The 22,390-nt window shown below is 73.1% G+C and carries 16 protein-coding genes; 13 read left to right on the top strand and 3 right to left on the bottom strand.

The window, feature by feature from the left end; translation table 11 throughout:
* Window positions 1-6: 6 nt before the first annotated feature.
* The 8 genes from CHF15_RS29360 (at window position 7) to obgE (ending at window position 12,458) form a co-directional block, all read left to right on the top strand.
* Window positions 7-1,542: a CYTH and CHAD domain-containing protein gene (locus CHF15_RS29360; RefSeq protein WP_089226920.1), complete on the top strand. Its 1,536-nt coding sequence runs from the start codon at window positions 7-9 to the stop codon at window positions 1,540-1,542.
* 115 nt (window positions 1,543-1,657) lie between these two features.
* Window positions 1,658-3,583, top strand: a complete 1,926-nt coding sequence (locus tag CHF15_RS29355) for a TIGR03960 family B12-binding radical SAM protein (RefSeq protein WP_089226919.1) — start codon at window positions 1,658-1,660, stop codon at window positions 3,581-3,583.
* A 196-nt stretch (window positions 3,584-3,779) separates the two neighbouring features.
* Complete coding sequence (locus CHF15_RS29350) at window positions 3,780-4,886, top strand: hypothetical protein (protein WP_089226918.1); 1,107 nt, start codon at window positions 3,780-3,782, stop codon at window positions 4,884-4,886.
* A gap of 102 nt (window positions 4,887-4,988) precedes the next feature.
* Window positions 4,989-5,762: a TIGR03936 family radical SAM-associated protein gene (locus CHF15_RS29345; protein WP_089226917.1), complete on the top strand. Its 774-nt coding sequence runs from the start codon at window positions 4,989-4,991 to the stop codon at window positions 5,760-5,762.
* A 218-nt stretch (window positions 5,763-5,980) separates the two neighbouring features.
* Complete coding sequence (locus tag CHF15_RS29340) at window positions 5,981-10,081, top strand: ribonuclease E/G (protein ID WP_089226916.1); 4,101 nt, start codon at window positions 5,981-5,983, stop codon at window positions 10,079-10,081.
* A gap of 233 nt (window positions 10,082-10,314) precedes the next feature.
* Window positions 10,315-10,635, top strand: coding sequence for a 50S ribosomal protein L21 (gene rplU, locus CHF15_RS29335; RefSeq protein ID WP_089226915.1), 321 nt, complete (start codon window positions 10,315-10,317; stop codon window positions 10,633-10,635).
* A gap of 14 nt (window positions 10,636-10,649) precedes the next feature.
* Complete coding sequence (rpmA, locus tag CHF15_RS29330; protein ID WP_018556585.1) at window positions 10,650-10,904, top strand: 50S ribosomal protein L27; 255 nt, start codon at window positions 10,650-10,652, stop codon at window positions 10,902-10,904.
* A 114-nt stretch (window positions 10,905-11,018) separates the two neighbouring features.
* Entirely contained in the window at window positions 11,019-12,458 is a 1,440-nt protein-coding gene (obgE, locus tag CHF15_RS29325) for a GTPase ObgE (protein WP_089226914.1), read from the top strand.
* A gap of 77 nt (window positions 12,459-12,535) precedes the next feature.
* On the opposite strand, the gene CHF15_RS29320 is transcribed toward obgE, so the two are convergent.
* Window positions 12,536-13,636: a CDP-alcohol phosphatidyltransferase family protein gene (locus CHF15_RS29320; RefSeq protein WP_089226913.1), complete on the bottom strand. Its 1,101-nt coding sequence runs from the start codon at window positions 13,634-13,636 to the stop codon at window positions 12,536-12,538.
* 299 nt (window positions 13,637-13,935) lie between these two features.
* Window positions 13,936-15,969, bottom strand: coding sequence for a hypothetical protein (locus CHF15_RS29315; protein WP_245939092.1), 2,034 nt, complete (start codon window positions 15,967-15,969; stop codon window positions 13,936-13,938).
* A 351-nt stretch (window positions 15,970-16,320) separates the two neighbouring features.
* On the opposite strand from CHF15_RS29315, the gene proB reads away from it, so the two are divergent.
* From proB to CHF15_RS29290, 5 genes are all read left to right on the top strand, one after another.
* On the top strand, window positions 16,321-17,475 hold the full coding sequence (proB, locus tag CHF15_RS29310) for a glutamate 5-kinase (RefSeq protein ID WP_089226912.1): 1,155 nt from the start codon (window positions 16,321-16,323) through the stop codon (window positions 17,473-17,475).
* Window positions 17,476-17,601: 126 nt separating this feature from the next.
* Complete coding sequence (locus CHF15_RS29305; RefSeq protein ID WP_089226911.1) at window positions 17,602-18,048, top strand: hypothetical protein; 447 nt, start codon at window positions 17,602-17,604, stop codon at window positions 18,046-18,048.
* A 91-nt stretch (window positions 18,049-18,139) separates the two neighbouring features.
* On the top strand, window positions 18,140-19,465 hold the full coding sequence (locus CHF15_RS29300) for a glutamate-5-semialdehyde dehydrogenase (RefSeq protein ID WP_179280011.1): 1,326 nt from the start codon (window positions 18,140-18,142) through the stop codon (window positions 19,463-19,465).
* A 71-nt stretch (window positions 19,466-19,536) separates the two neighbouring features.
* Window positions 19,537-20,025 carry an SCO2584 family spore wall biosynthesis protein gene (locus CHF15_RS29295; protein ID WP_089226910.1) on the top strand — a complete coding sequence of 163 codons (489 nt, stop codon included), beginning with the start codon at window positions 19,537-19,539 and terminating at the stop codon, window positions 20,023-20,025.
* Window positions 20,026-20,090: 65 nt separating this feature from the next.
* Window positions 20,091-21,233, top strand: coding sequence for an SCO2583 family membrane protein (locus CHF15_RS29290; RefSeq protein ID WP_245939091.1), 1,143 nt, complete (start codon window positions 20,091-20,093; stop codon window positions 21,231-21,233).
* On the opposite strand, the gene CHF15_RS29285 is transcribed toward CHF15_RS29290, so the two are convergent.
* Window positions 21,154-22,275 carry a M48 family metallopeptidase gene (locus CHF15_RS29285; RefSeq protein ID WP_089226909.1) on the bottom strand — a complete coding sequence of 374 codons (1,122 nt, stop codon included), beginning with the start codon at window positions 22,273-22,275 and terminating at the stop codon, window positions 21,154-21,156. The two genes, CHF15_RS29290 and CHF15_RS29285, sit on opposite strands and share 80 nt — an antisense overlap.
* Window positions 22,276-22,390: the final 115 nt, after the last annotated feature.

Raw genomic sequence — 22,390 nt, 5'->3', positions numbered from 1 at the left:
CCTGACATGGGGAAGCGTGTCGCGGAGACCGAGCGTAAGTACGAGGCCGCCGAGCAGACCGGTGAGCCCGATCTCGAAGGTCTGCCCGGGGTCGCGGCGGTACGCGTCCTGGAACCCGCCGAACTGGACGCCGTCTACGTCGACACGTCCGACCTGAGACTGGCCACCCACAAGATCACCCTGCGCCGCCGCACCGGCGGCGACGACGCCGGCTGGCACCTGAAGCTGCCGAGCTCGCAGGCCGACACCCGCACCGAGGTGCACGCGCCCCTCGGCAAGCAGGGCCGCAAGGGCGGCCCCAGGGTGCCCAAGCCGCTGCTCGCCGAGGTCGCCGCGATCGTCCGCGACCGGGAACTCGTCCCGGTCGTCCGGCTGCGCAACACCCGCAAGCGGGTGCACCTCGTCGACGACGCGGGCGCGCCCCTGGTGGAGATCGCCCACGACCACGTCCGCGCCACCGTCCTCGACCACGGCGACGGGGCCGAGAGCGCCTGGACCGAGGTCGAGACCGAACTCCTCGACGGCGACACCGCCCTGCTCGACGCCCTGGAGAAGCGGCTCCGCGCGGCAGGCCTGCGGCGCTCGAAGTCCCCCTCCAAGCTCGCCCACGCCCTCGGCGACCGCCTGACGGCCGCCCCCCGGCCGCCGCAGCCGCCGTCCTCGATCCGCACCGCCGGGGACACCGCCCTGGCCTACGTGCACGAACAGGTCACCGCGATCATCGGCTGGGACCCGGCGGTCCGCCGCGACGAGCCGGACTCCGTCCACCAGATGCGGGTCTCCACCCGCCGGCTGCGCAGCGCCTTCAAGTCCTTCCGCCGCGAACTGGACCGCGGGGTGACCGACCCCATCGGCGACGAACTCAAGTGGCTCGCCGGAGTCCTGGGCCTGGAACGCGACCGCGAGGTCCTCGCCGACCGCCTCCGCGACCGCCTCGCCGAACTGCCGGAGGAACTCGTCACGGAGGTCCTCACCGCGCGCATCGGCGGTGACGCCCCCGTCCACGAGGGCGCCCGCAAGGAACTCCTGCGCGAACTGGGAGGCGGCCGCTACTTCCGCCTCCTCGACACCCTGGAGTCACTGCTCACCGACCCGCCGCTGCTCGACGGCGCCAAGGCCCCCGCGGCCGGAGCCGTCGCCAAGGCCGTGGCCCGCGACCACAAGCGACTGCGCCGGCGCGTCGAGCCCGCCCTGGAGATGGAACCCGGCCACGAACGCGACATCGTCCTCCACGACGCCCGCAAGGCCGCCAAACGGGCCCGCTACAGCGGTGAGGCCGCCCAGGCCGTCCCGGCGCTGCGCAAGCCCGCCAAGAAGCACACCAAGCGCATGAAGGCCGTCCAGCAGCTGCTCGGCGAGCACCAGGACAGCGTCATCTGCCGCGACGCCGTGCTCCGCCTCGCCTCCGACGCCCGCGAGGCCGGCGAGGACACCTTCGCGTACGGCGTGCTCTACCAGCTGGAACGCGACCTCGCCGCCGCGGCCGAGCGGCAGGTGCCGAAGGAGTGGCCCAAGGCGGACCGCGGCCGACTGGCCGGCTGAGCCGCCCGGCACGGCCCTCAGGGGGCGCCCGGCCCGCGCGCAGCGCGGCCGGGAAGCCCTCTGTGACGCGTTACGCTGAATGGTCACCCTTGCCAGCTCACGAAAGACACCTCTGATGCCTGTCGAGTCGGTCTTCCCCCAGCTCGAGGCCCTGCTGCCGCATGTGCAGAAGCCGATCCAGTACGTCGGCGGGGAACTGAACTCCACCGTCAAGCCCTGGGACGAGTGCGACGTCCGCTGGTCCCTGATGTACCCGGACGCCTACGAGGTCGGGCTGCCCAACCAGGGCGTCATGATCCTCTACGAGGTGCTCAACGAGCGCGAGGGGGTCCTCGCGGAGCGCACCTACAGCGTGTGGCCGGACCTCGAGGCACTGATGCGTGAGCACGGCGTGCCGCAGTTCACCGTGGACGCGCACCGCCCGGTCAAGGCCTTCGACGTGTTCGGCCTCAGCTTCTCCACGGAGCTCGGCTACACCAACATGCTCACGGCCCTGGACCTCGCGGGCATCCCGCTGGAGGCCCGGGACCGCACCGAGGACGACCCCATCGTGCTCGCCGGCGGCCACGCGGCCTTCAACCCGGAGCCCATCGCGGACTTCCTGGACGCGGCCGTGATCGGCGACGGCGAGCAGGCCGTCCTGGAGATCACCGACGTGATCCGCGCCTGGAAGGCGGAGGGCCGCCCCGGCGGCCGCGACGAGCTGCTGTTCCGGCTGGCCCGCACCGGCGGGGTGTACGTACCGAAGTTCTACGACGTGGAGTACCTGGCCGACGGCCGGATCGCCCGCGTCGTCCCCAACCGCTCCGGCGTGCCGTGGCGGGTGTCCAAGCACACCGTCATGGACCTCGACGAGTGGCCGTACCCCAAGCAGCCGCTGGTCCCGCTCGCGGAGACGGTCCACGAGCGGATGTCCGTGGAGATCTTCCGCGGCTGCACCCGCGGCTGCCGCTTCTGCCAGGCCGGCATGATCACCCGCCCGGTGCGCGAGCGCAGCATCACCGGCATCGGCGAGATGGTCGACAAGGGCCTGAAGGCCACCGGGTTCGAGGAGGTCGGCCTGCTGTCGCTGTCCTCCGCCGACCACTCCGAGATCGCCGACGTCGCCAAGGGCCTCGCCGACCGGTACACGGAGGACAAGATCGGCCTGTCCCTGCCCTCCACCCGCGTCGACGCCTTCAACATCGACCTGGCCAACGAGCTGACCCGCAACGGCCGCCGCTCGGGTCTGACCTTCGCCCCGGAGGGCGGCTCCGAGCGCATCCGCAAGGTCATCAACAAGATGGTCTCGGAGGAGGACCTGATCCGCACCGTCGCCACCGCCTACGGCAACGGCTGGCGCCAGGTGAAGCTGTACTTCATGTGCGGTCTGCCCACCGAGACCGACGAGGACGTCCTGCAGATCGCCGACATGGCGAAGAACGTCATCCAGAAGGGGCGCGAGGTCACCGGCCAGAACGACATCCGCGCCACGGTCTCGATCGGCGGCTTCGTGCCCAAGCCGCACACCCCGTTCCAGTGGGCCCCGCAGCTCGGGGTCGAGGAGACCGACGCCCGCCTGGAGAAGCTGCGCGACGCCATCCGCGGCGACAGGAAGTACGGCCGCAACATCGGCTTCCGCTACCACGACGGCAAGCCGGGCATCATCGAGGGCCTGCTCTCCCGCGGCGACCGCCGCGTCGGCGCCGTGATCCGGGCCGTCTTCGAGGACGGCGGCCGCTTCGACGGCTGGCGCGAGCACTTCTCCTACGACCGCTGGATCCGCATGTGCGAGAAGGCGCTCCCGGAGCAGGGCGTCGACCTCGCCTGGTACACCACGCGCGAGCGTACCTACGAGGAGGTCCTGCCCTGGGACCACCTGGACTCAGGCCTCGACAAGGACTGGCTCTGGGAGGACTGGCAGGACGCCCTCGACGAGACCGAGGTCGAGGACTGCCGCTGGACGCCGTGCTTCGATTGTGGGGTGTGTCCTCAGATGCAGACCTCCATTCAGATCGGCCCGACGGGCAAGAAGCTGCTCCCGCTGACCGTGGTGAAGTAACCCGACGCGGACACGAGGCCCCCGCCGCACGGCGGGGGCCTTCGTGCGTACGGGGGAGCGGAACGACCGTCAGGCCGGCTTCGCGGCAGGGCGGTTGGTGCCGGGGCCGGGGAGCGTCGTCCCGCGCCGCCCGCGGGGAGGCCTGCTTCCGTCCCCGGGAGGGGGGAAGGCGCGCTTCCGGGCGTACGGTTCGGGCATGCGGGAACGGGGGGACGCCGGCGGGTACGGCGAGAACGGGGACGGCTGCCTGACGGTGGCGATCAGGATGCCGGCGCGGATCGTCGCGCTGGTGGTGGTGCTTCCGCTGCGTATCGCGTGGGACGCCCTGACGGTGGCGGGCCGCGCCCTGGGGCGGTTCGGGAAGTGGCTGGTCCGGGTGCTCGTGGTCGCCCCGGCGGTGGCGCTGTGGCGGTATGCGCTGGCGCCGGCCGGGCGGGCCCTCGGGTGGGCGGTGCGGGGGCTGGTCCGGTACCTGGCCGTGGTCCCGGCGGTGGCGCTGTGGCGGTACGTGCTTGCGCCGGCCGGGCGGGCCGTGGGGGTCGCCGTGGGGTGGGCGGTCTCCGTGCTGGTCGTCCTGCCGCTGGCCGCGCTGTGGCGGTACGTGCTCGTCCCGCTGGGCCGGGCGTCCGGCGCGGGGGCGGGGTGGGTGCTCCGGACGCTGCTGGTGGCGCCCTTGGCGGCGCTGTACGGCCGTGTCCTGGTGCCGGTGGCGGCCGGGGCGGTGTGGTTGGCCCGGTGGGCGGTGCGGGTGCTCGTCGTGGTTCCGGCGGTCGCGCTGTACGGCTGTGTCCTGGTGCCGGTGGCGGCCGGGGCGGTGTGGTTGGCCCGGTGGGCGGTGCGGGTGCTTGTCGTGGTTCCGGCGGTCGCGCTGTACGGCTGTGTCCTGGTGCCGGTGGCCCTGGGGGTGGCGTGGCTGGTGCGGTGGGTGGTCGTGGCCCCGCTGCTCTTCCTGTGGCGCCGGGTGCTCGTGCCGGTCGCCCGGGAGGTCCGGGACGCCCTGCTGGTGGCCTGGCGCGTGGCGGGGTACGTGTCGCGCGCCCTGGGGCGGGCGCTGAAGTGGCTCGTCACCGTGGTCCTGGTGGTTCCGGCGGCCTGGGTGTGGCGCGCCCTGGTGCTGCCCGTGTGGCGGCCGGTGCGGCGGGCTGCGGCCGAGGGGCGCCGGGCGGTGCGCCACGCGCTGGCCACGGTGCGGGAGACCGTGCGCGGGGTGCGGGCCGATCTGCGTGCCGCGCTGACGGGCGCGCCGCGACCGGTGGAGCGCGGCGGGCGGCGTGGGGAACCGGAAGGCCGGAACCCCCAGTAATCTGGAAGACGACAAGCGACCCCGTCCGGGGTCACCAGACGCACGAGGGACTGAACGACACTGGGCAAGCGACAGCCCGAAGGCCCGCCGCCCGCACCCGCGGTGCAGCGCATCCGACTGCGCTACACCAAGCGCGGCCGCCTCCGGTTCACCAGCCACCGTGACTTCCAGCGCGCATTCGAGCGGGCGCTGCGCCGCGCCGAGGTGCCCATGGCGTACTCGGCGGGCTTCACCCCGCACCCCAAGGTGTCGTACGCCAACGCCGCACCCACCGGCGTCGCGAGCGAGGCCGAGTACCTGGAGATCGCGCTCAGCGAGGCCCGTGAGCCGGAGAAGCTGCGCCTGCTGCTGGACGAGTCACTGCCGGACGGCCTGGACGTGGTCGACGCCGTCGAGGCCCGTACCTCGGGGCTCGTCGAGCGGCTCGAGGCGTCCGTGTGGCAGCTGCGACTGGACGGTGTGGAGCATGCCGCGGCCGAGCGGGCCGTGGCCGCGTTCCTCGCCGCGGGGGCCGTCGAGGTCCAGCGCATGACGAAGAACGGCGTGCGGACTTTCGACGCGCGCGAGGCCGTCGCCCGGCTCGAAGCGGTGGATCCGCAGGTGGCCGGGGCGCAGGACGGTATGTTCGAACAGGGTGCCGATAGGCCGACACCAGCAGCTTGTGCGATACTGCGGCTGGTTGTTCGGCATGTGACACCTGCCGTACGACCCGACGACGTCCTGTCCGGCCTCCGTGCGGTGGCCGACCTCGCGCCGCCGGTCCCCGCTGCGGTGACCAGGCTGGCGCAGGGGCCGCTCCACGAGGAGACCGGTACGGTGACCGATCCGCTTGCGCCCGACCGCGATGCCGCGGCGGTGCCGGAGGGTTCCGCCTAGGACCGTCGTCGTTGTGCGGCCGACGCATCTGGGGAAACCCGGGTCCGGCAGCACACATCAGACGAGACTTTCGTCGGCCCGTTTGGGCGGTGCCGACGAGCGATACGACAGCTCCCGTGTGGCGCCCGCGCCCCCGGGCGGTGGAACCGCGAGGACGCGGACCGCCGCGAACCGGATCAGGGTGCGGCGCCCGGGAGCGTGACGGGAGATATGCCCGCATGCTCGAGCAGAACGAGCCGAACGAGGCGCCCGAGAACGGCGCCACCGAAGCCGCCTCCGGCGGCACCGACACCGAGGCGACGGCCGCTCCGCGCCGCCGTCGCCGGGCGGCGAGCCGTCCGGCGGGTCCGCCCGCGGCCGGCGAGGCCGCCCAGGACGTGACCTCCGCGACGGCGGCCGCCGAGCCGCCGGCCATACCGGCCGAGGCCCCCTCCGGCGAGGCCGAGGCCGCCCCCGCGCGGACCCGGCGCCGGGCGACCCGCAAGGCCGCCGCCCCGGAGCAGCCGCCGGCCGGGTCCGAGCAGGAGACGGCCGAGGCCGCCCCCGCCCCGGCCCGCCGTCGCGCGACGCGCAAGGCCGCCGCCCCGGCGACCGCCCCCGAGGCTCCCGCCGCGGAGACGCCTGCGGCCGAGGCCGCCGAGACCCCGGTGGCGGAGCAGGCCGAGCAGCCGGCTGCTCCGGCCCGTGGGCGGCGTCGTGCCACGCGCAAGGTGACCAGCCCCGAGCCCGTCCCGGCCGCTGAGGAGACGAGTGGCCCCGTGGCCGCCGCCGACACGCAGGCCAAGGAACTTCAGGCCGATCTGCCGCTGCACGCCGAGGCCGCCCCCGTGGCGGAGCAGGCCGAGCAGCCGGCTGCTCCGGCCCGTGGGCGGCGTCGTGCCACGCGCAAGGTGACCAGTCCCGAGCCCGTCCCGGCCGAGGACGCGGCCGTGGCCGTGGCCGCCGCCGACGCTCCGGCGAAGGCCCTCCAGGAGGAGCCCGTCGAGCGTCCGAAGCGCGGGAAGGCCGACAAGCCCCAGGCGGAGAAGTCCAGGGCCACCCGTTCGCGGCGGCGTACCGCTCCGGCCGCCTCCTTCCTCGCCGCCGACGACGGCTCGCGCCGTCTGAAGCCGGGCGCGCTCGCGCCGCGTGAGGAGGCGACGGGCGAGGCCGGTGGCGAGGCCGCCGCGACCGCCGCCCCGGAGCGGCGCACCTACACGGCCAAGGCCGTCCCGGACGGTTCCGGCTGGGCCGTCGAGGTCGAGGACGCCTACGAGATCCGCGGCTACGGCGACACCGTCGACGAGGCCCGCGTCGCCGCGGTCGCGGCCGTCGCGGAGGCGTTCGGCGTTCCCGCCGACACGATCGTCATCGAGGTGCAGGAGGCGCAGGGCGCCGAGTTCGAGCCCGAGGTCGCGCCCGAGCCCGAGGCTGCCCCCGAGCCCGAGGCTGCCCCCGCGCGCGGCCGTCGCCGGGTCGTGCGCCCGCCCGTGGCCGTGTTCCAGGCGCCGGTGTTCCAGGCCCCCACCGCCGCGCAGGCGGCGCAGGCCGTTCAGCCCGCGGAGCACGAGGAGCCGGAGGAGCCCGAGGCGGAGGCCGAGGAGCACGCCGGCGGACGCCGCCGTCGCCGCCGTCGCCGTGGCGAGCCCGCGGAGGCCGTGGAGGTCGCGCAGACCGCCGTCACGGAGCACGCCGACGAGGAGCCCGAGGCCGCCCACGAGGACGAGGCGGAGGCCGAGGAGCACGAGGCCGACGAGCACGAGGACGAGGGCGGCGAGCGGATCTCCCGCCGGCGCCGTCGCGGAGGCCGTCGTCGTCGTCGCGGTGAGGCCGCCGACGGCGACGAGACCGCAGGCGAGGACGAGGAGGCCGAGGACGAGGGTGCCTCGGACGAGGCCGAGGACGACGAGGAGCAGGACGCCGAGAGCAGCAGCACCAGCCGCCGCCGGCGCCGCCGTCGCCGCCGCGGTGGTGACGGTCCGGCCGAGGAGAGCCTGGGCGAGGACGCGCCGGAGCGCACGGTCGTCAAGATCCGTGAGCCGCGCAAGCCGTCGGAGCCGGTCGACGAGGTGCAGTCCATCAAGGGCTCCACGCGCCTGGAGGCCAAGAAGCAGCGGCGCCGCGAGGGCCGCGAGCAGGGCCGCCGCCGGGTGCCGATCATCACCGAGGCCGAGTTCCTGGCCCGTCGTGAGGCGGTCGACCGTGTGATGGTCGTCCGTGAGAACGGCGACCGGACGCAGATCGGCGTGCTGGAGGACGGCGTCCTCGTCGAGCACTACGTCAACAAGGAGCAGGCGACCTCGTACGTCGGCAACGTCTACCTGGGCAAGGTCCAGAACGTGCTGCCGTCCATGGAGGCCGCGTTCGTCGACATCGGCAAGGGCCGCAACGCCGTGCTGTACGCCGGTGAGGTCAACTTCGAGGCGCTGGGCATGGGCAACGGCCCGCGGCGCATCGAGGCTGCCCTCAAGTCCGGCCAGTCGGTGCTGGTCCAGGTCACCAAGGACCCGATCGGCCACAAGGGTGCGCGTCTGACCAGCCAGGTCTCGCTGCCCGGCCGCTACCTGGTCTACGTGCCCGAGGGCTCGATGACCGGCATCAGCCGCAAGCTGCCCGACACCGAGCGGGCCCGGCTGAAGCAGATCCTCAAGAAGATCGTCCCCGAGGACGCGGGCGTCATCGTGCGCACCGCCGCCGAGGGCGCGAGCGAGGACGAGCTGCGCCGTGACGTCGAGCGGCTGCAGTCGCAGTGGGAGGACATCCAGAAGAAGGCCAAGACCGGCAACGCCCCGTCGCTGCTCTACGGCGAGCCGGACATGACCGTCCGGGTCGTCCGCGACATCTTCAACGAGGACTTCGGCAAGGTCATCGTCAGCGGCGACACCGCCTGGGAGACCATCCACGGCTATGTCTCGCACGTCGCGCCGGACCTGGCGGAGCGGCTGGGCCGCTGGACCTCCGAGGTCGACGTGTTCGCCACGTACCGGATCGACGAGCAGCTGCTGAAGGCGCTGGACCGCAAGGTCTGGCTGCCGAGCGGCGGTTCGCTGGTGATCGACCGGACCGAGGCGATGGTCGTCATCGACGTCAACACCGGCAAGTTCACCGGCCAGGGCGGCAACCTGGAGGAGACGGTCACCAGGAACAACCTGGAGGCGGCCGAGGAGATCGTGCGCCAGCTGCGGCTGCGCGACCTGGGCGGCATCATCGTGATCGACTTCATCGACATGGTGCTGGAGTCCAACCGCGACCTCGTCATGCGCCGGCTGCTGGAGTGCCTGGGCCGGGACCGCACCAAGCACCAGGTGGCCGAGGTCACCTCGCTGGGCCTGGTGCAGATGACCCGCAAGCGGGTGGGCCAGGGCCTGCTGGAGTCCTTCTCCGAGACCTGCGTGCACTGCAACGGCCGCGGCGTCATCGTCCACATGGACCAGGCCACGGCGACCGGTGGCGGCGGCAAGCGCAAGCGCCGTCGCGGCGGCGCGGCGGAGGAGCACGCGGTCGCGGAGACCGCCGCCGTCACCGAGGCCGAGGAGGCCGCGGAGGAGGCTCCCGAGCTGGAGCCTGTCGCGGTCACCGAGGCCGAGCTGGTGCCCGCGGTCGGCGGGGACGAGGAGTGGTACAGCAGCCCGGCGGAGGCCGAGGCTGCGGTCGGCCGGCGTTCCCGGCGGCGGGCCTCGCGACGGGTCACCGCTCCGGTGAGCTCGCCGGACGCCACGGCCGAGATCGTCACCGTCGTCCCGGCGGTCGCGCCGGTCACCGAGCCCCAGGCGGCGGAGGCCGCGACGGCCACCGCCGTCGAGACGCCCGTCGCCGTGGGCGCCGTCGAGCCGGCGGAGGAGCCCGTGGCACCGGTCCGCGGCCGGCGCCGCGCGACCCGCAAGGCCACCGCGCCGAGCGCGCCCGCCGGTGAGGCCGCCACCGTGGTGGTCTCCGCGGCGGAGACGGCCGTCCCGGCACCGGCCCCCGAGCCGGAGCCCGTGGCGGAGGTCCAGGAGCCGGCCGCGCCGGTCCGCCGTCGTGCCACGCGCCGGGTGTCCGCCCCCGCGGGCGCGCCGTCCTCCGGCGAGGAGGCCGCGGTCGTGGTCGTCCCCGGTGCCGAGGCGCCGGAGCAGACCCCGGCGGCCGAGGCGGGGACGGTGGAGGCGGAGACCGCCGAGGCGGAGCCGAAGAAGCGCGCCGCGCGCAAGACGGCCGCGAAGAAGGCACCGGCGAAGAAGGCCGCCGCGAAGAAGACGGCCGCGAAGAAGACCGCTGTCAAGAAGACCGCGGCCAAGAAGACGACGGCGAAGAAGGCCGCCGCCAAGGCCACGGCCGAGGCGCCCACCGAGGCGTCCTGACCCGGGGTCACCGTCCGCGGGCCGTTCCCCACCGGGGGACGGCCCGCGGTGCGTCCGGGGTCGCGCAGGCGCCGGTTTGACCCGGTCGGGGACGCCCCGTAACCTTGACCTTCGGCGTTTTGACGCCCATTCCTGAGCACCTTCCTACCGGCCACGGCCGGCAGAGGCCCCCCAAGCATCGCAGGGACGGCTGGCGTCAGGAGTGACGATCCGAGCGAGAGAGTGAGTTACGCGTGTACGCAATCGTGCGCAGCGGTGGCCGCCAGCACAAGGTGGCCGTCGGCGACGTCGTCGAGGTTGACAAGATTTCCACTGGCAAGGTTGGCGACGCGGTCGAGCTCTCGACGCTGCTCGTCGTCGACGGCGACGCCGTCACCAGCGACCCGTGGGTGCTGGCCGGGATCAAGGTCCAGGCCGAGATCGTGGACCACCACAAGGGCCAGAAGATCGACATCCTGCGGTACAAGAACAAGACCGGCTACCGCCGTCGTCAGGGTCACCGCCAGCAGTACACGGCGCTGAAGATCACCGGCATCCCCGCCGCTGCGAAGTAAGGGACTGAAGAGAGATGGCACACAAGAAGGGCGCATCGTCCACCCGGAACGGTCGCGACTCCAATGCCCAGCGGCTCGGCGTCAAGCGCTTCGGCGGCCAGGTCGTGAACGCCGGTGAGATCATCGTCCGCCAGCGCGGCACCCACTTCCACCCCGGCGCGAGCGTCGGCCGTGGCAAGGACGACACGCTGTTCGCCCTCGCCGCCGGTGCGGTCGAGTTCGGCACCAGCCGTGGTCGCAAGGTCGTGAACATCGTCCCGGTCGCCTGATCGGCCGCGATACGACTTCATCGAGGGCGGATCCTGTTTCCCGGACGGGAAGCAGGTCCGCCCTCGATGCGTTGAAGCCCAAGACATCCCGTACGTATCTGGAGGAACATCCGCATGACCACCTTCGTGGACCGCGTCGAGCTGCACGTCGCCGCGGGTAGCGGAGGCCATGGCTGCGCCTCCGTGCACCGGGAGAAGTTCAAGCCGCTGGGCGGCCCGGACGGCGGCAACGGCGGCCGTGGCGGTGATGTGACGCTGGTCGTCGACCAGTCGGTCACCACGCTCATCGACTACCACCACCACCCGCACCGCAAGGCCACCAACGGCAAGCCCGGCGAGGGCGGCAACCGTTCGGGCAAGGACGGCACGGACCTGGTCCTGCTCGTCCCGGACGGCACCGTCGTCATGGACAGCCGCGGCAACGTGCTCGCGGACCTGGTCGGCCACGGCACCACCTTCATCGCCGGCCAGGGCGGCCGCGGCGGCCTCGGCAACGCGGCGCTGGCCTCCGCGCGCCGCAAGGCGCCCGGCTTCGCGCTGCTGGGCGTGCCGGGCCAGAGCCGGGACCTCGTCCTGGAGCTGAAGACGGTCGCCGACGTGGCGCTGGTCGGCTATCCGAGCGCGGGCAAGTCCTCGCTCATCTCCGTGCTCTCGGCCGCCAAGCCGAAGATCGCGGACTACCCCTTCACCACGCTCGTCCCCAACCTGGGCGTGGTCACGGCCGGTTCGACGGTCTTCACCGTCGCCGACGTCCCCGGACTCATCCCGGGCGCCAGCGAGGGGCGGGGCCTGGGCCTGGAGTTCCTGCGGCACGTGGAGCGCTGCAGCGTCCTGGTGCACGTCCTGGACACCGCCACCCTGGAGTCCGACCGCGACCCGCTGAGCGACCTCGACATCATCGAGGCGGAGCTGCGGGCGTACGGCGGTCTTGAGGACCGTCCGCGCGTCGTCGTCCTCAACAAGGTGGACATCCCCGACGGCCAGGACCTCGCCGACATGGTCCGCCCCGACCTGGAGGCGCGCGGCTACCGGGTCTTCGAGGTGTCCGCGGTGGCCCACAAGGGCCTCAACGAGCTGTCCTACGCCCTCGGCGGCATCGTGGCCGAGGCGCGGGCCGCCCAGCCGGTCCAGGAGGCCACCAGGATCGTCATCCGGCCCAAGGCCGTGGACGACTCCGGCTTCACCGTCACCGCCGAGGAGGGCCTCTACCGCGTCCGCGGCGAGAAGCCCGAACGCTGGGTGCGCCAGACCGACTTCGCGAACGACGAGGCCGTCGGCTACCTGGCCGACCGGCTCGCCCGCCTCGGTGTCGAGGAGGAACTGGTCAAGGCCGGCGCCCGGGAGGGCGACGAGGTCGTCATCGGCCCCGAGGACGACGCCGTGGTCTTCGACTGGGAGCCGTCGGTGGCGGCCGGCGCCGAGATGCTCGGACGCCGTGGCGAGGACCACCGCTTCGACACGCCCCGTCCCGCCGCGCAGCGCCGCAAGGACCGCGACGCCGAACGGGACGACGCGCAGGAGCAGTTCGAGGGCTTCGACCCCTTCGAGTCCTGAGCCGCGGCCACCTGTGACGAGGGCCGGTCCCCCCGCGATCAGCGGGGGGACCGGCCCTCGTCGTCGTGCCGTGCGGTTCAGCTCATGGACGTCTGGAGCGGGGTCGCGCCGTCCTCGGCATCCTCGGCCCCGTCCTGTTCCCGGACCTGCGTCCCGAGCTGCGCCATGACGCCCTCGAAGTCGCGGGTGGAGAGCAACAGCTTGTAGATGATGGCGAGTTCGAAGGCCAGCAGCAGCACGGCCGCGCCGATCGTGACGCCGACGATGGCACCGGTCAGCGGGGCGATGATGAAGACCGCCATCTGGAACTCGATGCCGCTGATCAGGTGCGGCCGCACGCGGTGCTTGACCAGGAAGTCGCGGAACCTCTCGTAGGGGCCGAAGCGCTTCTTGAAGGTCTCCTGGAGGTCGATGACTCGCTCCGGGCCGTCCTCGTCCGTGTCGCCCGCGTCGCCCGTGCCGGCGGCGTCCGCCGTGGCCGGCACACGCGCCGTGGAGGTGTCGGGGCCGTTCCACTGCGCGGGCACGTTCCGCGGGCCCGGCTTGACGGCGCCGCGCACCTTGGCCGCGGCCTGGGCGTCCGCCTCGGCCTGCGTCTCGTCGTCCTCGCCGCGCTCGCGCAGCAGGTCCTCCATGAAGGCGGTGGGCTTGGCCTCCTCGACGTCCTGCAGCCGCTTCTGGATCTTCTTGCGCATCCCGGCCCGCACCTTGAAGATCTGCAGCGCGTCGAGGTAGCGCAGCGCGTCCAGGAAGATCACCGCGAGGGCGAGCCACATGTAGACGGGGTCGTCGGTGCGGTAGAACTGCCCGCCCATCAGGGCCGCGGCGCAGCCGACCACGCGGATGCGGTCGAAGATGTAGTCGAGCCAGGCGCCGAACTCGGAGCCCTTGCCGGTGAGCCTCGCCAGCTTCCCGTCCATGCAGTCGAGGATGAAGCTGACGTGGTACAGCACGGCGCCGATGATCAGCCACTTCCAGTCGGCCATCGCGAAGCACGCCGCGGCGCCGAGACCGAGGACGAGGGCGCCCCAGGTGATCTGGTTGGGAGTGACGCGCGTCCACCTGGCCGTCCAGCGCACCAGCGGGGTCGCCACGGGATCGACCAGGAACACGGTCCACCAGGCGTCCCGCTTCTTCTCGGTGAGGCGCCGTACTTCCGCGAGCGGCGGTATTTCCATGGACCAGGAACCTTTCGGGGCTGAACGGGGGGGCACCGAACCGGCTTCCGGTCCGGCTGGGGGGCGGGAGGGCGGCGCGTCCGTCACGGACGGCTCTTGCATCCACCGCAGGTACGACACCCGGCAACGCACTATGGTTGCACGGGTGAATGGTGAGTAAATAAAAAGTTGTCGAATGGTATCCCTCGGCCAGGGCCGCTGTGAACCGGGTCACCGGCGCCGGGACGCAGACGGAGGAGGCCTCCGGAGGAACGGGATCGTTCCTCCGGAGGCCTCCTCCGTCGTGCGGTGCGCCGCTGTCAGACGGCTCCGGCGCGCTGCCGCGGGACGGCCTGGGAGGTGCCGCCCGCCGCCTTGGCCCGCCGCTCGTCCACGCGGGCCGCGAGGGCGTGCACGGCCTCCTGGAAGCGTTCCGCGGAGGTCGGCGCGGCCGGGCCCAGCAGGTGCGTCCGCAGCTCCTCACGGGCCGTCGCCAGGGTGTCGTCGTGGGTGCCGCGCGCGACGCCCAGCAGCTCGTCCAGCCCCTTCGCCGTCGCCGTCAGCACCGTGCCGGCGCGGACGGTCGGGAAGGCCTCGCGGAAGGCCCCCTCGGCGAGGTCCGTGGTGTTGGTGACCGCGTAGGGCTTGCCGCTCACCATGAACTCGGAGATGACGCTGGACACATCCGTGATCAGCACGTCCGAGTGGTTGAAGCAGGAGTAGAGGCCGGGCCTCTCCCCGGTGAGCACCTGGTGCTCCGTCGCGGGCAGCGCCGTCCAGTAGACGCCCTCCCACTCCTCCGTCGCCCGCCGCATCGCCTCGGGGACGGTGAGGTCCCCGGACATGCCCTTGTCGGCCATGCGCTCCAGGTCGTCCGCGGACGACAGCGACCAGGCGGCGGTGAGCCGGTCCAGCTCGCGCTGGGTCCGCTCCAGCGCCTCGCGCTGCTCGGGCGTCGCCGCGGACTGCGGGCCCGCGCCGCGGGCGGCCTCGATGAGCCCGATGATGCGGCGGTTGGCCGCACCGGCCCGCGGGTCCACCGAGCCGGTCAGGGGGTGGGGGCGGTAGAGCAGCCGTACCCCGGGGTCGGCGAGCAGCCGGCGGACGATCGTCTCGCCCGCCAGGACGATCGAGGTGTTGCCCGGGTCGTCGGTCCACCCTTCCCAGGTGGGCGCGTACAGCACGGTGACCGGGGAGCCGGCCGGCACCGGACCGGAACCGCGCTCGACGCCGGCCAGCTGGGGCCGGCCGACCTCCACGACGTCCTCGTCCGCCACTCCGACCGCGGCGAGGGCGTAGCGCTCGCGGGCGGCGGGGCCCGCGACCCAGACCTCGTCGTAGGCCTTCGCGTACGGGTTGCAGCTGGACAGCTTGTCGCTCTCGCCGTGGTTGACGAAGGTGTGCATGATCGACGGGATGCGCAGCACCTGTGAGGTCTTCGGGGCGTTGGCCGGGTGCAGCAGCACCTTGAGGCTGGAGTCACCGAGCCGCATGAGGTCGGCGACCCTCGGCAGGCACACGATGGGGAGGTCGGTGGGGCCGATGCGCGGCACCATCGCGCGCTCGCGCAGCACGATCACCGGCCGGCCCTCGAGCTTCTCCAGAGCGGACAGCCACATGTTCGCCTGGTACGCGGAGCTGCTGCCGCCGGAGAAGTACATGCCGACGGTCGGCCGGTGGTCCCGCAGCCACTCGTCGAACCACTCCATGACCTCTTCCTGCCGCGGGGCGCGCCGGCCCGGCAGGAAGGCGAGCGCGAGCATCGTCAGGGCCGCGGCCGACAGGACGGCTGCCAGGACGACGCCACCGAGGGCCCAACCGGAGTGCCCGCCCGCAGCGGTGACCGACAGCCCCGCGACGGCGGGGAGCTCGGCGAGGAGCAGTCGCAGCCCCGGGCGGCGGGTGATCACGGCCGGGGGCGCGGAGGGCAGCCTGAGACCGGAGGTGTCGATGTTGCGGGTCACGACCGGCAGCTTCCGGCTCCGCTGCACCAGGACGGTGCCGGCCTGCAGGGCGACGTGCGCACCGTGCACGAACAGCAGTCCGCCGAGGCAGACCAGCAGGAACCCGGTCGACGGTCCGTCCTCCAGCCGCAGCAGCCCGGCCACCAGCAACAGGTCGCGCACCGCCTGCCGGGTGACCGCTTCGGCGTGCAACTGACCGAGGACCCTGGGCGGGGCGGTCCGCCCGGCGTGCATGACGAGATCGGCCGCGTAACCGAGCGCCGCGGCACCGACGAGCAGTGCCGTGCCCGGGAGTGCGACCCCCACGATCTGGGCGATCAACGCGCAGGCCTGCAGCAGCAGCAACGCGAAGTGGAATGTCTCCGGCCTGGTCCCAATGGTGCGTTTCACAGCGGGCAACCTACCATCCAAAACTGTGGGGACACTTGGCTCGAACGGGCGTCCAAATACCCTGTGCAGGAGGCCTGGTGGTAGCCCTGGCGGCCAGGAAGCGGAATCTGTGCGCGGGCTTTCCCGGGAGAGACGTCACAGGCGAATCTTCCTCTTGGCCGCTTGAGCGGCGTATGCGCGGTCTGTCGGCTTCGAACGCAAAATCCCATGCTACGCGGGTACCCCGTGAAGGCCTCCGGGTACTTGGTCCCGTACCACCGGTTCTTTCGGCCCGTCCGGTGGGTGGAAGCCGGCGGCACCGGGCCGCCTCTCTGCCGTAGATTGCGAAGCCGGGAGAGGAAAGGGACGGACGTGGCGAGCGCGAGGCAGGACGTGGCGGAGGCCCGGCGGGTCGTGGTCAAGGTCGGGTCGAGTTCGCTGACGACGGCGGCCGGCGGCCTGGACGCCGACCGGGTGGACGCTCTCGTGGACGTGCTGGCCAAGGCGTGCGGGACCCAGGAGGGCGCGGCGCAGGAGGGCGTGGCCGCCAAGGAGGTCGTCCTGGTCTCCTCCGGTGCCATCGCCGCGGGCCTGGCGCCGCTCGGGCTGGCCCGGCGGCCGCGGGACCTGGCCCGGCAGCAGGCCGCCGCCAGCGTCGGCCAGGGCCTGCTCGTCGCCCGCTACACGGCCTCCTTCGCCCGGTACGGCGTAAGGGTCGGCCAGGTGCTGCTCACCTCCGACGACATGAGCCGCCGGGCGCACTACCGCAACGCCTACCGCACGCTGGACAAGCTGCTCGCCATGGGCGCCATGCCGATCGTCAACGAGAACGACACGGTGGCCACCGACGAGATCCGCTTCGGCGACAACGACCGCCTCGCCGCGCTCGTCGCCCACCTGGTCCGCGCCGACCTGCTCGTCCTGCTCTCCGACGTCGACGGCCTCTACGACGGCGACCCCGCCCTCCCGGGCACCTCGCGCATCGAGGAGGTCCACGGGCCGGGGGACCTGGAGGGCGTCTCCATCGGCAGTGCGGGCAAGGCCGGCGTCGGCACCGGGGGCATGGTCACCAAGGTCGAGGCCGCCCGGATCGCCGCCGGCGCGGGCATCCCGGTCGTGCTCACCTCCGCCTCGCGGGCCGCGGACGCCCTGGCCGGACGGCGCACCGGCACCCTCTTCCACGCCACGGGCAAGCGCTCCGCCGACCGGCTGCTGTGGCTGGCCCACGCCTCCGCCCCGCTCGGCGCGCTCATCCTGGATGACGGCGCCGTGCAGGCGGTCGTCAAGCGCCGCACCTCGCTGCTGCCGGCGGGCATCGCGGCCGTCGAGGGCCACTTCGCCGCAGGCGACCCGGTGGAACTGCGCGACACCTCCGGCCACGCCGTCGCGCGCGGCCTGGTGAACTTCGACGCCAAGGAACTGCCGCGGCTGCTCGGACGCTCCACCCGCGAGCTGGCACGGGAGCTCGGGCCCGCCTACGAGCGCGAGGTCGTGCACCGGGACGACCTCGTACTGCTGCACCACTGAGGCGGACCTCCTTCGTGGTTACTTCGTGAAAACGGCCCCGCGGCCGCTCCGGGGCTGCTGGACTTTGAGGGCGGAGGACGGAATCCGGCCAGGGACGTGACGACAGGGACGACAGGGAGGCCGCCGGTGAGACGAGGGCGCCCGGGGGCATCGTCGTCCCGAGGGACGGCGGAGCGGACACTGGTGAGCGTGACGAGCGACGACACCGCCCCGCCGGCGCGGGAGCGCCCCGTGTCCCGGCTCTGGCACGTGACGCTCAGCGTCTCCGGGCCCGAGGCCCCGCTCGCCGAGGTCCGGCGCGCGCTGGAGCAGCTCGCGAACGACCATCCCTTCCTGCTCACCAGCCGGTACGCGGCCGACCACGCCGAGATCCGGTACTGGGAGGAGGCCCGTGACCTGCACGACGCCGCCGCCATCGCGCTGCGGCTGTGGGGCGAGCACCGCTCCTCCGCGAACCTGCCGCCCTGGGAGACGGTCGGCCTGGAGGTCATCGACCGCGAGACCTACCACCAGCGCCTCGCGGAGGGCTACGGGCCGCCCCCGGCCGCGCCCGTCGGAGTGCACCCCTACTGAGCGGAGGCGCCCTCCGCGCCGTGCGCCGCACGGATCTCACCCCCCGGAAAGCCGCCCCGTCCCGTGGCGCCCACGCCGTACCCTGGCGGCTATGAGCAGCCGCAGCCACAGCAACGACGACCTCGCCGCCTCCCTGCCCTCGCCGTGGCCGAAGAGCCCGGTGCTGCAGGCCGCCTACCGCGCCCGCTCGGCCGCCGCCGACCTCGCGCCGCTGCCGCGCTCGGTGAAGGACGACGCGCTGCTGGCCATCGCCGACGCCCTGGTCGTCCGCACGCGGGAGATCGTCGAGGCCAACGCCGCGGACGTCGCCCGCGCCCGCGAGGCGGGAACGGCCGAGTCGATCGTGGACCGGCTGACGCTGACCCCCGAGCGGGTCCGGGCCATCGCCTCCGACGTGCGCGACGTGGCCGGCCTGCCCGACCCGGTCGGCGAGGTGGTGCGCGGCTCGACGCTGCCCAACGGGCTGGACCTGCGCCAGATCCGGGTGCCGCTGGGCGTGGTCGGCATCATCTACGAGGCCCGGCCCAACGTCACCGTGGACGCGGCCTCGCTGTGCCTGAAGTCCGGCAACGCGGTGCTGCTGCGCGGCTCCTCCTCCGCCCTCCACTCCAACTCCGCGCTGGTGACGGTGGTGCGCGACGCGGTCGGCGGCGCCGGACTGCCCGCCGACGCCGTGCAGTTGGTGCCGGGGGAGAGCCGGGAGTCTGTGCGCGAGCTGATGCGTGCCCGCGGCATGGTCGACGTGCTCATCCCGCGTGGCGGCGCCTCCCTCATCAAGACGGTCGTCGAGGAGTCCATCGTCCCGGTCATCGAGACCGGCACCGGCAACTGCCATGTGTACGTGGACGCGCAGGCCGACCTCGACATCGCCGTCGCGGTCCTGCTCAACTCCAAGGCGCAGCGCCCGAGCGTGTGCAACGCGGCGGAGACGCTGCTGGTGCACCGGGACATCGCCGCCGACTTCCTGCCGCGTGCCCTGGACGCGCTGGCCGCGGCCGGGGTCACCGTGCACGCCGACGACCGGGTGCGGGAACTGGCGGGCGCGTGCGGCACCAAGGCCACCGTCGTCCCGGCCACCGCGGAGGACTGGGAGACCGAGTACCTGAGCAACGACATCGCCGCCGCCGTCGTGGACTCGCTGGACGCCGCCGTGCAGCACATCCGGCTGTGGTCGTCCGGGCACACCGAGGCCATCGTCACCACCTCGCAGCCGGCCGCCCGCCGATTCACCCAGTTGGTGGATTCCGCGGCCGTCGCCGTCAACGCCTCGACCCGGTTCACCGACGGCGGCCAGTTCGGCTTCGGCGCGGAGATCGGCATCTCCACCCAGAAGCTGCACGCCCGCGGCCCCATGGGCCTGCCGGAGCTGACCTCGACCAAGTACGTCTTCACCGGGGACGGTCACGTACGCGGCTGACCGGCGGAGGCGGACGGAGAGAGTTTTCCGGCGGCCTGCCCAATCCGCGTCATCGGCCCTATTCTGGACGGGTGCCGGACGAACTGGGGGGCAAGCCGTTCCCGGACGGCGAGGACCACGGTGGCGCGGATGACGAATTCGCGTCCGTGGTGCTCGACGAGGCCTTCATACGGGCGGCGGCCTTCCATGAACCCAGCGCCCACGAGCGCATGCTCGCCGCCGCCACGGCACAGGCCGAGGCCGAGGCGACCCGCCCCCGTGTCCTGGGCGGGGAGGACGGCGCCGCTCCGTACGACCAGGAGGACGCCGGGCCCTCCACGGAGGACGAGGAGTACGAGGACCTCTACTCCCAGCGCAGCCCCTACCGGGGCAACGGGCGCTGGCACCGGACCGTGGCGTGGGTGCTCGCCGTGGTGATGGGCATCGGCGTCGTCGCACTGACGTTCGCGGCGGTCTACCGGGGTGCCGGAGGGGGCCGCCAGCCCTCCGTCCCGCCCTCCCCGACGGGCCGGATCGGAGCCCCGTCGCTCCCCCCGGTGGCGGTCAGCCACAGCCCCTGAGCGTCGCCCGAACTTGTCTCGTACCAGGACGTTTTAAAGGGCCCTGACAGACCTACGCTTGTTGTATGGCCGGGCCTGGAGACCCACCGGAGGGGAACCCCGAGGGCTCCCCGGGAGGTGGCGAGGACGAGTACCGATCCGTCGTCTTCGACGAGTCGTTCGTGCGGGCTGCCCGGATACAGGAGTTCTCCGCGCGGGAGCGGCTGGACGGATCCGCCCGCTCGGTGCGCACCCGCCGCCTCTGGGCCCGCGGCGGCGCCCCGCGGCAGGCGCTGGTCCTCGTCCTTCTGATCGCCGTGGCCTTCGGTACCGCCGTCTACCTGGGCATACGCAACCCCTACGACCCGCCCGCCCCTCCCGTGGCGGAGCCGCTGCGGATCACCCTGCTGCCGCTCGCCCCCACGGCCGCGGTGGCCGCCGTGGACCGCGCCCGGCCCTTCGCCGGGCAGCGCGCCGAGCACTACCGGGCCGGCGGGGACGGCTACGCGCTGCCTCCGGCGCGCCGCACCGCGCACTTCAGCGAGAGCCAGGTCATGCAGGCCCTGGTCTCCGCCAAGGAGTACCTGGTCGCCTCCTCCGCGGATCCCGATGCCCTCACCGGCGGGGACGTCCGCACGGTGCGCACCATGCTCGACCCCGGCCAGCTCGACCAGTTCGACCACAGCCTGGAGCGCCCGGCCGACGACGGGCGCCACGCGGCGACCGGCTGGCTGGTGCGTTTCGACCCGGGCCGGATCGCCCTCGCCGACGACGAGGTCAGGGTGCGCGGCACCATGACCGTGGCCGAGGCGGGGGAGGAGGCCCTGGAGGTCGTCACCGACCACACCCTGGTCTACGCCGTGCAGTCCGCCGCCGGGGGCAGCGGCCAGGCCTCGCTGTTCACGGTGCGGCGCGAACTGCGGCTGCGCTTCGACCGCGCGGACCTGCGCGACAAGCACGTGGAGGTGCTGCAGGCCGCCGTCGAGGCCGGGCCGCTGTCCTGCGTGGGCGCGCCCGTGGCGCACTTCCTGCCGCTGCTGGCCGGGCAGCGGCCGCCGGTGCAGCCCGGGGTCGACCCCCACGACCACCGCCACGAGATCAGCTCGGTGTGCGGGGTGCTCGCCCCGGCCCCGGCGGCCGGACCGGGGATCAGCCCTCCTGCGGCGGGTCCTGCGAGTCCTTCGGCGGGCGCCCCGAGGAGTCAGGGCCCGAGCCCGGCGTCCCGGTGAAGCGGTCGCGCAGCCGGCCACCGATGTCGCCGGCCCCCGACCCGATGTCGGAGAGCAGCTTCATGAGCGGGTCCTTGCTCGTCTTCACCGTTTCGGCGTAGTGGCTCGCGGATTCCTTGAACGAGTCGTAGACCGAGGTGTCCTTGTCCTCGCCGCGCCGCGGGTAGTGGCCGTCCATGATGCGCTGGTGGTCGCGGCTCGCGGCCCACTTCTTCAGCTCCGCGGCGCGCACGGTGGTGAACGGGTGGCTGCGCGGCAGGACGTTGAGGATCTTCAGCACGGAGTCGCGCAGGTCGCCGGACTCCTCGTACTCCTCGGCCTGCTTCAGGAAGGCGTCCACGTTCATCTCGTGCAGGTGGTTGCCACCGGCGATCTTCATCAGACCGCGCATGGACGCCTGCAGGTCCTGGCCGACCAGGAGCCCGGCCCGGTCGGCGGAGAGCTCCGACTTGCGGAACCACTCGCGCAGCGCGGTGACGATCGCCATGATCGCGAGGTTGCCGAGCGGTATCCACGCGACCCGCAGCGCCAGGTTGGTCAGGAAGAGCAGGATCGTGCGGTAGACGGCGTGGCCGGACAGCGCGTGGCCGACCTCGTGGCCCACGACGGCCCGCATCTCCTCCTCGTCCAGCAGCTCCACGAGCCCGGTGGTGACGACGATGATCGGCTCGTCCAGGCCGATGCACATCGCGTTGGGCCGCGGGTCCTGGGTGACGTACATCGGCGGGACCTTGGGCAGGTCGAGGATGTAGCAGGCGTCCCGCAGCATGTCGTTGAGGTGCGCGAACTGCTGGTCGCTCACGCGCACCGAGTCCGAGAGGAACAGCAGCCGCAGCGAGCGCTCCGGCAGCAGGCCGCTGAGCGCCTTGAAGACGGTGTCGAAGCCGCTCAGCTTGCGCAGCGCCACCAGCGCGGAGCGGTCCGCAGGGTGTTCGTAGGCGCGCGAGGAGATCCCCTCGAAACGCCGCCGGTTGCGTCCGGGCAGCCGCTGCCCGTCCTTCCCGCCGCCGTTCGCACCGCTCGAATCGTTCGGACCGGACATATGTCCTCGCCCCCCTGCTCGCCCGTCGGGTACGTAGTGAGGACGCGCGGAGCCACCGCGAAGTTCCACCCGCACCGCCCGTACGATGTTGCCCGAGTCCTCCGCCCGTCGACAG

It is taken from the genome of Actinacidiphila glaucinigra, assembly GCF_900188405.1.
Classification (GTDB): domain Bacteria; phylum Actinomycetota; class Actinomycetes; order Streptomycetales; family Streptomycetaceae; genus Actinacidiphila; species Actinacidiphila glaucinigra.
Note: the sequence above shows the minus strand (reverse complement) of the source record. Positions and strands in the feature narration are given on the sequence as shown.